Source organism: Pigmentiphaga soli, from assembly GCF_039541095.1.
In the GTDB taxonomy this organism is placed as follows: Bacteria; Pseudomonadota; Gammaproteobacteria; order Burkholderiales; family Burkholderiaceae_B; genus Pigmentiphaga; species Pigmentiphaga soli.
The window spans coordinates 233530-245746 of record NZ_BAABFO010000002.1 but is presented as its reverse complement, the minus strand read 5'-3'; the positions used below and the strand labels follow the sequence as shown (position 1 = coordinate 245746).

The following is a 12217-nucleotide window of genomic DNA, read 5'->3' as shown; positions in this document are numbered from 1 at the left end:
CTGTAAAGATTCCCCCTACGCGCTTCGCGCGCCTCCCCCGGGGGCGATGCGCGCGGACCGGCGAAGCCGGATCCGCCGCATCCTGGATGGGGTGGCGGCTACGTCCGGCGCTATCCCGCGCGTCCCAGCCCCAGGTAGCTTTCCACGACCCGCGGGTCGCCCGCCAGTTCCTGCGCCGGGCCGGCCAGCGCCACCTCGCCGGTTTCGAGCACGTAGGCGTGATCGGCCGTCTGCAAGGCGGCGCGCGCGTTCTGCTCGACCAGCAGGATGGCCACGCCGCGCCGCCGCAGCTCGACGATGATGTGGAAGATTTCCCTGACCACCCGCGGCGCCAGCCCCAGCGACGGCTCGTCGAGCAGCAGCAGCCGCGGCTTGCCCATCAGCGCCCGGCCCAGCGCCAGCATCTGCCGCTCGCCGCCCGACAGCGTGCGAGCCAGCTGGCGACGGCGCTCGCGCAGCCGCGGGAACAGCGCGAACACCTCTTCCATCGAAGTCGGGTGGTCGCGCCGGCCCTGCCGGTAGCGCTGGAAGGCGCCCAGCAGCAGGTTGTCCTCAACGCTCATGTCGCCGAACAGTTCGCGCCGTTCGGGCACCAGGCCCACGCCCTGCGCCACCATGGCCTCGACCGACGGCCGCGGCTGCGGCACGCCGTCCAGCTCGATGCGGCCGGAAGAAGGCAGCAGGCCCATGATGGCCGACAGCAGCGTGGTCTTGCCGGCGCCGTTGGGGCCGATCACGGTGACGATGGCGCCGGCCGGCACCGACAGGTCGACGCCGTGCAGCGCCTCGACCTTGCCGTAGGCCACGCGCAGGCCTTGCACGCGCAGCAGCGGCGGCGCGCCGGCGGGAATGCCCGCGCCCGGGACCGGCGCCGGGCGCTGCGTGGACACGCTCATTCCACCCCTCCGAGGTAGGCCTCCAGCACCCGCGGATCGTTCTGGACCCGTTCCGGCGGCCCTTCGGCGATCTTCCGGCCGAATTCCAGCACCACCACGCGGTCGGCCAGCCCCATGACGAAATCCATGTCGTGCTCGACCAGCAGGATCGCCATGCCTTCGTCGCGCAGCCCCGCCAGCACCTGCGCCAGCGCGCGCTTTTCCAGGTGGCGCAGGCCGGCGGCGGGCTCGTCCAGCAGGAGCAGGCAGGGGTCGGCGCATAGCGCGCGGGCGATTTCCAGCATGCGCTGGCGGCCCAGCGGCAGCGCGCCGGCGGGCGCGTGCAGGTCGTCGCCCAGGCCGACGCGCCGGGCCTGGCGGGCGGCCTCGGCCAGCAGGCGGCGTTCGGCGGCGCGGTCCAGCCGCAGCGCGGCGCCGCACAGGCCGGCCAGCAGGCCGGGGCGACCGCGCAGGTGGGCGCCGATCGCGATATTGTCCAGCACGTTCATCTGCGGCAGCAGCCGCACGTGCTGGAAAGTGCGTCCCAGGCCGAGCGCGGCCGATTCGCGCGACGGCCGTCCGGTCATGTCGCGGCCGCGGAACACGACCCGGCCGGAACTGGGATCGTCGACGCCCGACAGCAGGTTGAACAGCGTGCTCTTGCCGGCGCCGTTGGGGCCGATCAGCGCCAGCACCTCGCCGGCGCGGACGGCCAGGCTGACGCCGTCGTTGGCGACCAGGCCGCCGAAGCGCCTGGTCAGGCCGCGGGCCTCCAGCACCACGTCGCCGCGCGCGGGCGGCGCGCGGCGCGCCAATGGCGCGGCGGCGGCGTCGATCGGCCGCCGGGCTGCGGCCAGCGGCAGCACACGACGGGCAAACGCGGCCAGCGCCGGCCACAGGCCCTCGCGCGCGCGCTGCAGCACCACGACCAGCAGGATGCCGAACACCACGGTCTCGAAATTGCCGGATTCGCCCAGCAGGCGCGGCAGGATGTCCTGCAGCCACTGCTTGAGCAGCGTCACCACGCCGGCGCCCAGCAGTGCGCCCCATACGTGGCCGGCGCCGCCCACCACCGCCATGAACAGGTACTCGATGCCGATCGGCAGCCCGAACGGCGTCGGGTTCACGAAGCGCTGCATGTGCGCGTAGAGCCAGCCCGACAGCCCGGCCAGCAGCGCGGCGATGATGAAGATGGCGATGCGCGAGCGGGCGGTGTCCACCCCCATCGACTCGGCCATCACCATGCCGCCGCGCAGCGCGCGGATCGCCCTGCCCTCGCGCGAATCCAGCAGATTGCCCACCAGCAGCATGGCCGCCAGCAGCACGGCCCAGATGACCCAGAACAGCTGCCGGCTGCCGGCCAGCGCCACGCCGCCCAGCGACAGCGGCGGCACGCCCGCCAGCCCCGTATAGCCGCCCAGGAAGCCCAGCGTGCCGAACAGGAAATACAGGCTCAGGCCCCAGGCGATGGTGCCCAGCGGCAGGTAATGCCCCGACAGCCGCAGCGACACCGTGCCCAGCACCCATGCCACGCCACCGGTGATCAGCAGCCCCAGCAACAGGCCGGCCCAGGGCGAGCCGCCGGTCCAGGCCAGCCAGCCCGGCAGCGGCGCGGTGGTGAGCCAGGCCGTGGCGTAGGCGCCCAGGCCGACGAAGGCGGCCTGGCCGAAGGAGGTGAGGCCGCCGATGCCGGTCAGCAGCACCAGCCCCAGCGCCACCAGGGCATACAGGCCGATGTAGTCGAGCAGCGTGACCGTGAACTCGGAGCCGGCCAGCGCCGTCCACGCGAGCAGCGCGATGCCCGCGGCCGCCAGCCCGGCGGGGCGCAGCCGCATCAGTCTTCCTCCACGTGGCGCGAGGCCAGCGAGCGCCACACCAGCACCGGGATGATCAGCGTGAAGACGATCACTTCCTTGTACGCGCTGGCGGCGAACGACGAGAACGACTCCAGCAGCCCCACCAGCACCGCGCCGGCGGCCGCGGCGGGATAGCTGGACAGCCCGGCGATGATGGCCGCGACGAAGCCCTTGAGCCCGATCAGGAAGCCGGTGTCGTAGTAGATGGTGGTGATGGGCGCGATCAGCATCCCGGAGAAGGCGCCGATCAGCGCGCACAGCGCGAAGCACAGGCTGCCGGCCAGGCTGGCGGGAATGCCCATCAGCCGCGCGCCGACCCGGTTGACCGCGGTGGCGCGCAGCGCCTTGCCGTACAGCGTGCGGCCGAACAGCAGCGACAGCGCGGCGATCAGCGCCGCCGAACAGCCCAGCACCCACAGCGTCTGGGCCGGCACCGGCACGCCCGCCAGTTCGATGCCGCCTTCGGTGAAGGGCGGCGTGCGCGAGCCTTCGGCGCCGAAGAACAGCAGCCCCAGGCCGACCAGCGCCAGGTGGACGGCGACCGCCACGATCAGCAGCACCAGCACCGGGCTTTCGGCCACCGGCTGGAAGGCCAGGCGCCACACCATGGGCCCCAAAGGCACCACGATCGCCAGCGCGAACAGGATCTGCACGGCCAGCGGCAGCCCGGCCAACGGCACCCAGCGGGCGGCGGCCAGCACCGCCAGCGGATAGGCCACGTTCCAGCCGAGCACCGCCGGCAGCCGCCGCGCGTCGCGGGCGCGCCAGCACGCCGCCAGCTCGGCCAGCGCCACCGCGGCGCCGCCGCCCACCAGCAGCCACACGGTGCCGGGCAGCCGGCCGGCCTGCAGCGCGGCCAGCGTCAGCGCGCCCCAGGCGACGAATTCCCCTTGCGGAATGAAGATGACGCGCGTGACGGTGAAGGCCAGCACCAGCGCCATGCCCAGCAGCGCGTAGATGGCGCCGTTGATGACGCCGTCCTGCACGAGGAAAAGCGCGATCTGCAGGTCCATGAGGGCTCAGCGAGCGGCGGCGCGGCAAAGCCGCATTACTTGACCAGCTTCCACGCGCCGTTCTCGATGGTGACCATCACCCGCGAGCGGCTGTCGAGCCCGACGTGGTCGGTCGGGCTCATGTTGAACACGCCATGGCCGCCGGCCACGTTCTTGACGTTCTCCAGCGCGTCGCGCAGCGCGGCGCGGAACTGCGGCGTGCCGGGCCGGGCGGTCTTGAGCGCCACCGGCACGGCGGCCGCGATCAGCTTGCCGGCGTCCCAGGCATGGGCGCCGAAGGTCGACACCGAGCCCTTGCCGTAGGCCGCCTCGTAGCGCTGCACGTATTCCGAGGCCGAGGCCTTGACGGGGTTGCCGGCCGGCAGCTGGCCGGCCACCAGCACCGGGCCGGCCGGCAGGAAGGTGCCTTCCACGTCCTTGCCGCCCACCCGCAGGAAATCGTTGTTGGCCACCCCGTGCGTCTGGTAGTACTTGCCGCGGTAGCCGCGCTCCTTCAGCGTTTTCTGCGGCAGCGCGGCGGGGGTGCCGGCGGCGCCCACCAGCACCGCATCCGGCCGGGCGGCGACGATCTTCAAGGCCTGGCCGGTAACGGACGTGTCGGTGCGGTTATAGCGTTCGTTGGCCACCAAGCGGATGCCGGCGGCGCGCGCCGCCTTGTCGAATTCCGTGTACCACCCTTCGCCGTAGGCGTCGGCAAAGCCGATGTAGGCGGCCGTGCGCACGCCGCCGGCGCGCATGTGCTCGACCACCGCGCGCGCCATCTCGGCGTCGTTCTGCGGTGTCTTGAAGACCCAGCGCTTCTTGGCATCGACCGGCTCGACGATGGAGGCCGACGCCGCCATCGAGATCATCGGCGTGCCGGTTTCGGCGGCCACGTCGATCATCGCCAGCGAATTGGGCGCCACGGTGGAGCCGACCAGCACGTCGACCTTGTCTTCCGCGGTCAGCTTGCGCGCGTTGCGCACCGCCGTGGTGGTGTCGGTGGCGTCGTCGAGGACGATGTAGTCGACTTTCTGGCCGGCGACGGTCTTCGGCAGCAGGGCGATGGTGTTCTTTTCCGGGATGCCGAGCGAGGCGGCGGGCCCGGTGGCAGACACGTCGACGCCGACGGTGATGTCGGCGCGGGCCGATAGCGCCAGCAGCGCCAGCGCCGAGGCGGCGGCCAGTTGGTTCAGGGTGCGCATGGGGTCTCCGTTGTGCTGGAACGGGGGCAAGCATACCGCCGCGCGCGGCGGCGCGGCAGCGCCGGCGGGGTTCAGACTTTTTCGATCGAGGTGCCGGAGGATTCGCGTTTCTTCTTCATCATGCGGGCGGCCAGCACGCCCAGCTCGAACAGCAGGCATAGCGGGATCGCCAGCATGAACTGGCTGACCACGTCGGGCGGGGTGACCACGGCGGCCACGATGAAGGCACCCACCACTACGTAGCCGCGCGCGCCGGTGAGCTTCTCGATCGGCACCACGCCGGTCCGCACCAGCAGGATCACGGCCACCGGCACTTCGAAGGTCAGCCCGAAGGCCAGGAACATCGTCATCACGAAGCTGAGGTAGGCCTCGATGTCGGGCGCGGGCGTGATCGACTGTGGCGCGAAGGTGGCGATGAAATGGAACACCGAGCGGAACACGATGAAATAGCAGAACGCCATGCCCAGCAGGAACAGCAAGGTGCTGGTGACGATCAGCGGCAGCGCCAGCCGCTTCTCGTGCTGGTACAGCCCGGGCGCGACGAAGGCCCAGGCCTGGTAGAGCACCACCGGCAGCGCCACCACGAAGGAAGCCAGCAGCGTGACCTTGATCGGCACCATGAAGGGCGTGATGACGCCGGTGGCGATCATGCGGGTGCCGGCCGGCAGGGCGACCAGCATCGGCTGGGCCAGCACGTCGTAGATGGCCGAGGAGCCGGGATACAGGCACAGCACGACGAACACCGCCACCACGGCGACGATCGCCTTCAGCAGGCGGTCGCGCAGCTCGACCAGGTGGGAGATGAAGGTATCTTCTTCTTGGGTCACGATTTTTCCGGGTCACGCGCCACCGGTTCGGCCACGGCGGCCGGCGGGGCGGGCGGCAGCAGGTCGGAGGGGAACAGGGAGGCCTGGGCGATGTCGACTTCGGGCTCCGCGGCGGCTTCGCCGGATTCCGCCGCCGGAACAGCGGCCGGAGGAACAGCGGCCGGCGGAACGGAAGCCAGCGAGGACGCCGCGCCCGCCCCGGCAGGCGCGGCCGCCGCAACCGGTTCGGCAGCGCTGGCCGGGACGGCCCCGGCCGCGTCGGCCGCTGCCGCGGCGATGGCCGGCGGCACGGCGGCATCGCCGGCCTCGGCCGGCTTGCCGGCGTCTTCCACCGCCGTCTTCACTTCCTGCGCCATGCGGCCGAGGTCTTTCTGCGCCTCGTCGACGCCCTGTTTCAGGTCGTCCACGTTCTTGCGCACCGTGGTTTCGAGGGCGCGCGCCGCCTGCTCCATCTCGCTGCGCAGATTGCGCAGCTCGTCGAGCTCCATTTCGCGCTGGATGTCGCTCTTGACGTCGTTGACGTAGCGCTGCGCCCGCCCGACCAGGTGCCCGACCGTGCGCGCCACCTTGGGCAGCCGCTCGGGACCGATGACGATCAGCGCCACCACGCCGATGACGATAAGCTCGGTAAAGCTGACATCGAACATTCAGCACACACCGTATTCAATGAAAAGCAGAAGCCCCGTGCCGGCAGGCGCCGGCCGGGGCACGACGGCGGGCCACCGGCCCGCCAGGCTCAGACGCGTTCTTTTTCTTTTGCTTCGACGTCGATCGTGTCGGCCGACACGCGCTTCGGATCGGCCGGCGCCGACGTGCCGGCGGCCTCGTCGCCGCCTTCGCGCATGCCTTCCTTGAAGCCCTTGACGGCGCCGCCGAGGTCTTGCCCCAGATTCTTCAGCTTCTTGGTGCCGAAGATCAGAACCACGATCACCAGCACGATCAGCCAGTGCCAGATGCTCAAGCTACCCATTTCGCATTACTCCGCGCCTTGCGGCGGTTCGATTGTCCAGTAGTAGAGCTGCGCGCCGGCGGCGCTCAGCCTCGTTGCCACGGCCGGGGGCCGCCGAGCACGTGCAAGTGCAGGTGCGGCACTTCCTGCCCGCCGTCGACGCCGTTGTTGATCATGACCCGGAAGCCGCCCTCGGGGCCCGGGCGGCAGCCCTGCTCCAGCGCCAACTGCGGCGCCAGTGCCAGCATTCTACCCAACAGGGGAATGTCGGCCGCGGTGACGTCCTGCAGCGACGCCACATGCCGCTTGGGCACGATCAGGAAGTGGACGGGGGCCGCAGGCCGGATGTCGTGGAAGGCCACGATCTCGTCGTCCTCGTAGACCTTGCGGGACGGCAGTTCGCCCCGCGCGATCTTGCAGAAGATACAGTTTTCGCTCATGAGAATTCTATTTGAGTTGCCGCGATGACTTTTCGTCGAGGCCCGAAAGGCCTTCGCGCCGCGCGAGCTCCGCTACGACCTGTTCGGGCCGCAAACCGTAATATTCCAACATGACCAGGCAATGAAACCAGAGATCGGCGGTCTCGTACACGATTTTTTCCGGCACGCCGTCCTTGGCCGCCATTACCGTTTCGGTAGCCTCTTCGCCGATCTTTTTCAGGATGGCGTCAGGCCCCTTGGACAGCAGCCGCGCCACGTACGACGCATCGGGCGAACCGCCGCGCTCGGGCCGGCGGCTGGCGATGGTGTCGGCCAGCCGCGACAGGAAATCGTTCATTTGTAGATGCTCTCGGGATCTTTCAGCACCGGGTCGGTCTCGATCCAGCGCGCGCCGTTTTCGGTGTCCAGGCGGCGGTAGAAGCAGCGCTCGCGGCCGGTGTGGCAGGCGATGCCGCCCACCTGCTCGACCCGCAGCAGCACCACGTCGCCGTCGCAGTCGAGCCGGATCTCGCGCACCCGCTGCACGTGGCCGGATTCTTCGCCTTTGCGCCACAGCCGGCCGCGCGAGCGCGACCAGTAGGTGGCGTTGCCGGTACGCAGCGTTTCGCGCAGCGATTCGCGGTTCAGGAAGGCGAACATGATCACTTTATTGGTGAGCACTTCCTGGACGATACCAGGCACCAGGCCGTTCTGGTCGTAGACGATGGCATCGAGCCAGGCGTCGGCGGCGGCTGCGGCCGCCTGGCCGTTGGCGGAAACCTGGCTCATGCTGCCTCCAGCCGCATCGGGATGCCGCGCGCGGCCATGAATCGCTTGGCCTGCTGCACGGTGTACTGGCCGTAGTGGAAGATGCTGGCCGCCAGCACCGCGTCGGCCCGGCCTTCGATCACGCCGTCGGCCAGGTCGTCGAGCGAGCCGACCCCACCCGATGCGATGACGGGGATGTCGACCGCGTCGGACACCGCGCGCGTCAGCGCCAGGTCGAAACCGCTGCGGGTGCCGTCGCGGTCCATGCTGGTGAGCAGGATCTCGCCGGCGCCGTCGGCCGCCATCTTGCGCGCCCAGGCGATGGCGTCGAGCCCGGTGGCGTTGCGTCCGCCATGGGTGAACACCTCCCAGCGCGCCGGCTCGCCGCCGGCCGACACGCGCTTGGCGTCGATCGCCACGACGATGCATTGCGAGCCGTACAGCGCGGCGGCATCGCGCACCAGCGTGGGGTTGGTGACGGCCGAGGTGTTGATGCCGACCTTGTCGGCGCCGGCGTTGAGCAGGCGCCGCACGTCGGCCACCTGCCGCACGCCGCCGCCCACCGTGAGCGGGATGAAGACCTGCGCGGCCACCTGTTCGATCACCGACAGGATCAGGTCGCGCTGGTCGCTGGAGGCGGTAATGTCGAGGAAAGTGATTTCATCGGCGCCCTGCTGGTCGTAGCGGCGCGCCACCTCGACCGGGTCGCCGGCGTCGACCAGGTTGACGAAATTGACGCCCTTGACCACGCGCCCGGCGGTAACGTCGAGACAGGGAATGATGCGCCGGGTCAGCATGCGAGGAAGACTTCCATTACGTTGCGCCGAGTTCGTCCGCGCGGGATTGCGCGGCCTGGAAATCGAGCGTGCCTTCGTAGATGCTGCGGCCGAGGATGGCGCCTTCCACGCCTTCGTCCTCCACCGAGCAGAGCTGTTCGATGTCGACCAGGCTGGCGATGCCGCCCGAGGCGATCACCGGAATGCGCACCTGCTGCGCCAGGCGCACGGTGGCTTCCAGGTTGACGCCGGACAGCATGCCGTCGCGGCCGATGTCGGTGTAGATGATGGACGAGCAGCCGTAGTCTTCGAACTTCTTGGCCAGGTCGACCACGTCGTGGCCGGTCAGCTTGCTCCAGCCGTCGGTGGCGACCCGGCCGTCCTTGGCGTCGAGGCCGACGATGATCTGGCCCGGGAAGGCGCCGCAGGCATCGTGCAGGAAGCCGGGGTTCTTGACCGCCGCGGTGCCGATGATGACGAACGAGATCCCGTTGTCGAGATAGCGCTCGATGGTGTCGAGATCGCGGATGCCGCCGCCGATCTGCACCGGGATGTCGTCGCCCACGGCGTCGACGATGGCGCGGATGGAGGCCTCGTTCTTGGGCTTGCCGGCCACCGCGCCGTTCAGGTCGACCAGGTGCAGGCGGCGCGCGCCCAGCCCCAGCCAGTGGCTGGCCATGGCGGCCGGTTCTTCGGAAAATACGGTGGCATCGTCGAGATCGCCCTGGCGCAGGCGGACACAACGACCGTCTTTGAGATCAATCGCAGGGATGAGGAGCATGGCGAATCAGGATGATATTCGGGTCGTAAGGCCACACGGGCGGCGGGTGGAACGGAGTGCGGACGCGGTTCGATTCACGGGTTCCATCGCGTGAAATTCTGATAGATGCGCAGCCCCGCGCCGGCGCTTTTTTCGGGGTGGAACTGGGTTGCAAAGATGTTATCCCTGGCTACCGCGCAGGTAAAGGCGCCGCCGTAGTCGGTTTGCCCGGCAATTACCCCTAAATCGGCCGGAACAACATGGTAACTGTGCACGAAATAGAAGTAGCTGTCGTCGGCCACGCCCTCCCATAATGGATGAGGACAGGTCTGGCGCACGCGGTTCCAGCCCATGTGCGGCACCTTCAGCCGCTCCGGGCCTTCGAACGCCGGGCCGGCGAAGCGCCTGACTTCGCCGCGGAAGACGCCCAGCCCTTCGGACGGCCCTTCCTCGCTGCGGTCGAACAGCATCTGCTCGCCCACGCACACGCCCAGCAGCGGCTTGCCGCGCGCGGCGCGCAGCACCGCCTCGCGCAGGCCGGCGGCGTCGAGGTTGCGCATGCAGTCGCGCATCGCGCCCTGGCCGGGGAACACCACCCGGTCGGCGGCGTCGATGCCGGCCGCGTCGGCGCAGATCCGCACCGTGGCCTCGGGCGCGACGTGCTCCAGCGCGCGCGCCACCGACCGCAGGTTGCCCATGCCGTAATCGACGATGGCAATGCTGGTCGTCACTTACAGCACTCCTTTGGTGGAAGGAACCACGCCGGGCGCGCGCGGGTCGAGCTCGACCGCCATGCGCAGCGCGCGGCCGAAGGCCTTGAACACCGTTTCGCACTGGTGATGGGCGTTGTCGCCGCGCAGGTTGTCGATGTGCAGCGTGACCAGGGCGTGGTTGACGAAGCCCTGGAAGAATTCGCGGGCGAGGTCGACGTCGAACTGGCCGATCATCGCGCGCGTGAACGGCACGTGGAATTCCAGGCCGGGGCGGCCGGAGAAATCGATCACCACGCGCGACAGCGCTTCGTCCAGCGGCACGTAGGCGTGGCCGTAGCGGCGGATGCCGGCCTTGTTGCCCACCGCCTTGGCCACCGCCTGGCCGAGCGTAATGCCGACGTCTTCGACCGTATGGTGGGCATCGATGTGCAGGTCGCCATCGGCCGTGATGTCGAGGTCGACCAGGCCGTGGCGGGCAATCTGGTCGAGCATGTGGTCGAGGAACGGCACGCCGGTATTCAGGGTCTGTTTGCCGGTGCCGTCGAGATTGACGGCGGCGCGGATGCGCGTTTCGTTGGTATTGCGGGTGATCTCGGCGGTACGCATGATCGGTTCCGGGTGATGGCTGTCGGGTGCCGCGGCCGGCGGCTGGGCTCCGCCCGAACCCGCGCCGCCTCGTTCAGTTCAGTATAGGGGCTATTTCAGGCGGCGTGGCGCGGGGCTGCGGCTGCGCAGGCGGCATTCCCGCCGCGCGGCCGCCCGCGTTCAGGGCTTCAGGCGGTACTCCGCGCTGCGGGCGTGGGCGGGCAGGCCTTCGCCGTGCGCCAGCGCCGAGGCGATGCGGCCCAGCGTTTGCGCGCCGGCGTCGGACACGTGGATCAGGCTGGAGCGCTTCTGGAAGTCGTACACCCCCAGCGGCGACGAGAACCGCGCGGTGCGGGCGGTGGGCAGCACGTGGTTGGGGCCGGCGCAGTAGTCGCCCAGCGCTTCCGACGTGTTGCGGCCCATGAAGATGGCGCCGGCGTGGCGGATCAGGCCGGCCCAGCGCTCGGGTTCGTCGGTGGAGATTTCCAGGTGCTCGGGGGCGATCCGGTTGGCGATGTCGCAGGCTTCGAACAGGTCGGCCACCTGGATCAGCGCGCCGCGCGACGACAGGCTGGCGCCGATGATGTCGGCGCGCGGCATGGTGGGCAGCAGGCGGGCGATGGCCTGCTCTACCTGGTCGAGGAAGGCGGCGTCGGGGCAGAGCAGGATGGCCTGCGCCATTTCGTCGTGCTCGGCTTGAGAAAACAGGTCCATCGCGATCCAGTCGGGGGGCGTGGCGCCGTCGCAGATCACCAGGATCTCGCTCGGGCCGGCGATCATGTCGATCCCCACGGTGCCGTAGACGCGCCGCTTGGCGGCCGCCACGTAGGCGTTGCCCGGGCCGACGATCTTGTCCACCGCCGGGATGTAGGCGGTGCCGTAGGCCAGCGCGCCCACCGCCTGGGCGCCGCCGATCGCGATCGCGCGGTCGACGCCGGCGATCGCCGCGGCGGCCAGCACCAGCGGGTTGCGCACGCCGCCCGGGGTGGGCGTGACCATGACCACCTCGGCCACGCCGGCCACCTTGGCCGGCAGCGCGTTCATCAGCAATGACGACGGATAGGCGGCCTTGCCGCCCGGCACGTACAGGCCGACGCGGTCGAGCGGCGTGACCTGCTGGCCCAGCACCGTGCCGTCGGCCTCGGTGTAGGTCCAGGTTTGCGCGCGCTGGCGCTCGTGGTAGGCGCGCACGCGCTCGGCCGCGGCTTCCAGCGCCGCGCGCTGGGCCGCCGGCAAGGCATCGCGCGCCGCCGCACAGTCGGCCAGCGGGATCTCCAGCGCCTCGATGCCGGCCGCGTCGACGCGGTCGAAGCGGCGGGTGTAATCCAGCACCGCCGCATCGCCACGGTTGCGCACGTCGAGCAGGATGTCGGCCACGGCACGGTCGATGGACGCATCTTCCGAGGCCTCATAGGCCAGCAGGCGATCCAGCCGCTGCCGAAAGTCGGCGCTGCGGGTGTCGAGTCGATTGATCAAAGCCATTTCAGTTGTC

At 70.1% G+C, this 12217-nt stretch carries 15 protein-coding genes; all 15 read right to left on the bottom strand.

All coding sequences use genetic code 11. The annotated features are described in order from the left end of the window. Window positions 1-110: 110 nt before the first annotated feature. The 15 genes from ABD927_RS03550 to hisD all read right to left on the bottom strand — a co-directional run bounded on the left by ABD927_RS03550 (window position 111) and on the right by hisD (window position 12207). Window positions 111-896 carry an ABC transporter ATP-binding protein gene (locus ABD927_RS03550; RefSeq protein ID WP_345246378.1) on the bottom strand — a complete coding sequence of 262 codons (786 nt, stop codon included), beginning with the start codon at window positions 894-896 and terminating at the stop codon, window positions 111-113. Continuing rightward, window positions 893-2710, bottom strand: a complete 1818-nt coding sequence (locus ABD927_RS03545; protein WP_345246376.1) for a branched-chain amino acid ABC transporter ATP-binding protein/permease — start codon at window positions 2708-2710, stop codon at window positions 893-895. Before ABD927_RS03545 ends, ABD927_RS03550 begins: the two co-directional genes overlap by 4 nt. After that, entirely contained in the window at window positions 2710-3744 is a 1035-nt protein-coding gene (locus ABD927_RS03540) for a branched-chain amino acid ABC transporter permease (protein ID WP_345246374.1), read from the bottom strand. Before ABD927_RS03540 ends, ABD927_RS03545 begins: the two co-directional genes overlap by 1 nt. Before the next feature lie 35 nt (window positions 3745-3779). After that, complete coding sequence (locus ABD927_RS03535) at window positions 3780-4928, bottom strand: ABC transporter substrate-binding protein (RefSeq protein ID WP_345246372.1); 1149 nt, start codon at window positions 4926-4928, stop codon at window positions 3780-3782. Window positions 4929-4999: 71 nt separating this feature from the next. Next, window positions 5000-5755 carry a twin-arginine translocase subunit TatC gene (tatC, locus tag ABD927_RS03530; protein WP_345246370.1) on the bottom strand — a complete coding sequence of 252 codons (756 nt, stop codon included), beginning with the start codon at window positions 5753-5755 and terminating at the stop codon, window positions 5000-5002. Then, on the bottom strand, window positions 5752-6402 hold the full coding sequence (gene tatB / locus ABD927_RS24525) for a Sec-independent protein translocase protein TatB (RefSeq protein ID WP_425570164.1): 651 nt from the start codon (window positions 6400-6402) through the stop codon (window positions 5752-5754). The genes tatC and tatB overlap by 4 nt, the downstream gene beginning before the upstream one ends. An 89-nt stretch (window positions 6403-6491) precedes the next feature. Beyond that, window positions 6492-6725, bottom strand: a complete 234-nt coding sequence (gene tatA / locus ABD927_RS03520) for a Sec-independent protein translocase subunit TatA (protein ID WP_345246368.1) — start codon at window positions 6723-6725, stop codon at window positions 6492-6494. Between the two features lie 65 nt (window positions 6726-6790). Next, entirely contained in the window at window positions 6791-7144 is a 354-nt protein-coding gene (locus ABD927_RS03515) for a histidine triad nucleotide-binding protein (RefSeq protein WP_345246367.1), read from the bottom strand. A gap of 7 nt (window positions 7145-7151) precedes the next feature. Then, a complete protein-coding gene (locus ABD927_RS03510; protein WP_345246366.1) occupies window positions 7152-7481 on the bottom strand; it encodes a phosphoribosyl-ATP diphosphatase in 330 nt (109 codons plus the stop codon). Beyond that, window positions 7478-7912 carry a phosphoribosyl-AMP cyclohydrolase gene (hisI, locus tag ABD927_RS03505; RefSeq protein WP_345246364.1) on the bottom strand — a complete coding sequence of 145 codons (435 nt, stop codon included), beginning with the start codon at window positions 7910-7912 and terminating at the stop codon, window positions 7478-7480. The genes ABD927_RS03510 and hisI overlap by 4 nt, the downstream gene beginning before the upstream one ends. Further along, on the bottom strand, window positions 7909-8688 hold the full coding sequence (gene hisF, locus ABD927_RS03500; RefSeq protein ID WP_345246362.1) for an imidazole glycerol phosphate synthase subunit HisF: 780 nt from the start codon (window positions 8686-8688) through the stop codon (window positions 7909-7911). The genes hisI and hisF overlap by 4 nt, the downstream gene beginning before the upstream one ends. 16 nt (window positions 8689-8704) lie before the next feature. Beyond that, window positions 8705-9448, bottom strand: a complete 744-nt coding sequence (gene hisA / locus ABD927_RS03495; protein ID WP_345246360.1) for a 1-(5-phosphoribosyl)-5-[(5-phosphoribosylamino)methylideneamino]imidazole-4-carboxamide isomerase — start codon at window positions 9446-9448, stop codon at window positions 8705-8707. A 74-nt stretch (window positions 9449-9522) separates the two neighbouring features. Then, window positions 9523-10158, bottom strand: a complete 636-nt coding sequence (hisH, locus tag ABD927_RS03490; RefSeq protein ID WP_345246358.1) for an imidazole glycerol phosphate synthase subunit HisH — start codon at window positions 10156-10158, stop codon at window positions 9523-9525. Continuing rightward, window positions 10159-10746, bottom strand: coding sequence for an imidazoleglycerol-phosphate dehydratase HisB (gene hisB / locus ABD927_RS03485; RefSeq protein WP_345246356.1), 588 nt, complete (start codon window positions 10744-10746; stop codon window positions 10159-10161). It lies immediately after the preceding gene. A gap of 159 nt (window positions 10747-10905) precedes the next feature. After that, entirely contained in the window at window positions 10906-12207 is a 1302-nt protein-coding gene (gene hisD, locus ABD927_RS03480) for a histidinol dehydrogenase (protein WP_345246354.1), read from the bottom strand. Window positions 12208-12217: the final 10 nt, after the last annotated feature.

Coding starts and splice junctions, on each gene's coding strand:
- ABD927_RS03550 (WP_345246378.1), bottom strand. CDS start 896: ATGAGCGTGTCCACGCAGCGCCCGGCGCCGGTCCCGGGCGCGGGCATT.
- ABD927_RS03545 (WP_345246376.1), bottom strand. CDS start 2,710: ATGCGGCTGCGCCCCGCCGGGCTGGCGGCCGCGGGCATCGCGCTGCTC.
- ABD927_RS03540 (WP_345246374.1), bottom strand. CDS start 3,744: ATGGACCTGCAGATCGCGCTTTTCCTCGTGCAGGACGGCGTCATCAAC.
- ABD927_RS03535 (WP_345246372.1), bottom strand. CDS start 4,928: ATGCGCACCCTGAACCAACTGGCCGCCGCCTCGGCGCTGGCGCTGCTG.
- tatB (WP_425570164.1), bottom strand. CDS start 6,402: ATGTTCGATGTCAGCTTTACCGAGCTTATCGTCATCGGCGTGGTGGCG.
- tatA (WP_345246368.1), bottom strand. CDS start 6,725: ATGGGTAGCTTGAGCATCTGGCACTGGCTGATCGTGCTGGTGATCGTG.
- ABD927_RS03515 (WP_345246367.1), bottom strand. CDS start 7,144: ATGAGCGAAAACTGTATCTTCTGCAAGATCGCGCGGGGCGAACTGCCG.
- ABD927_RS03510 (WP_345246366.1), bottom strand. CDS start 7,481: ATGAACGATTTCCTGTCGCGGCTGGCCGACACCATCGCCAGCCGCCGG.
- hisI (WP_345246364.1), bottom strand. CDS start 7,912: ATGAGCCAGGTTTCCGCCAACGGCCAGGCGGCCGCAGCCGCCGCCGAC.
- hisF (WP_345246362.1), bottom strand. CDS start 8,688: ATGCTGACCCGGCGCATCATTCCCTGTCTCGACGTTACCGCCGGGCGC.
- hisA (WP_345246360.1), bottom strand. CDS start 9,448: ATGCTCCTCATCCCTGCGATTGATCTCAAAGACGGTCGTTGTGTCCGC.
- hisB (WP_345246356.1), bottom strand. CDS start 10,746: ATGCGTACCGCCGAGATCACCCGCAATACCAACGAAACGCGCATCCGC.
- hisD (WP_345246354.1), bottom strand. CDS start 12,207: ATGGCTTTGATCAATCGACTCGACACCCGCAGCGCCGACTTTCGGCAG.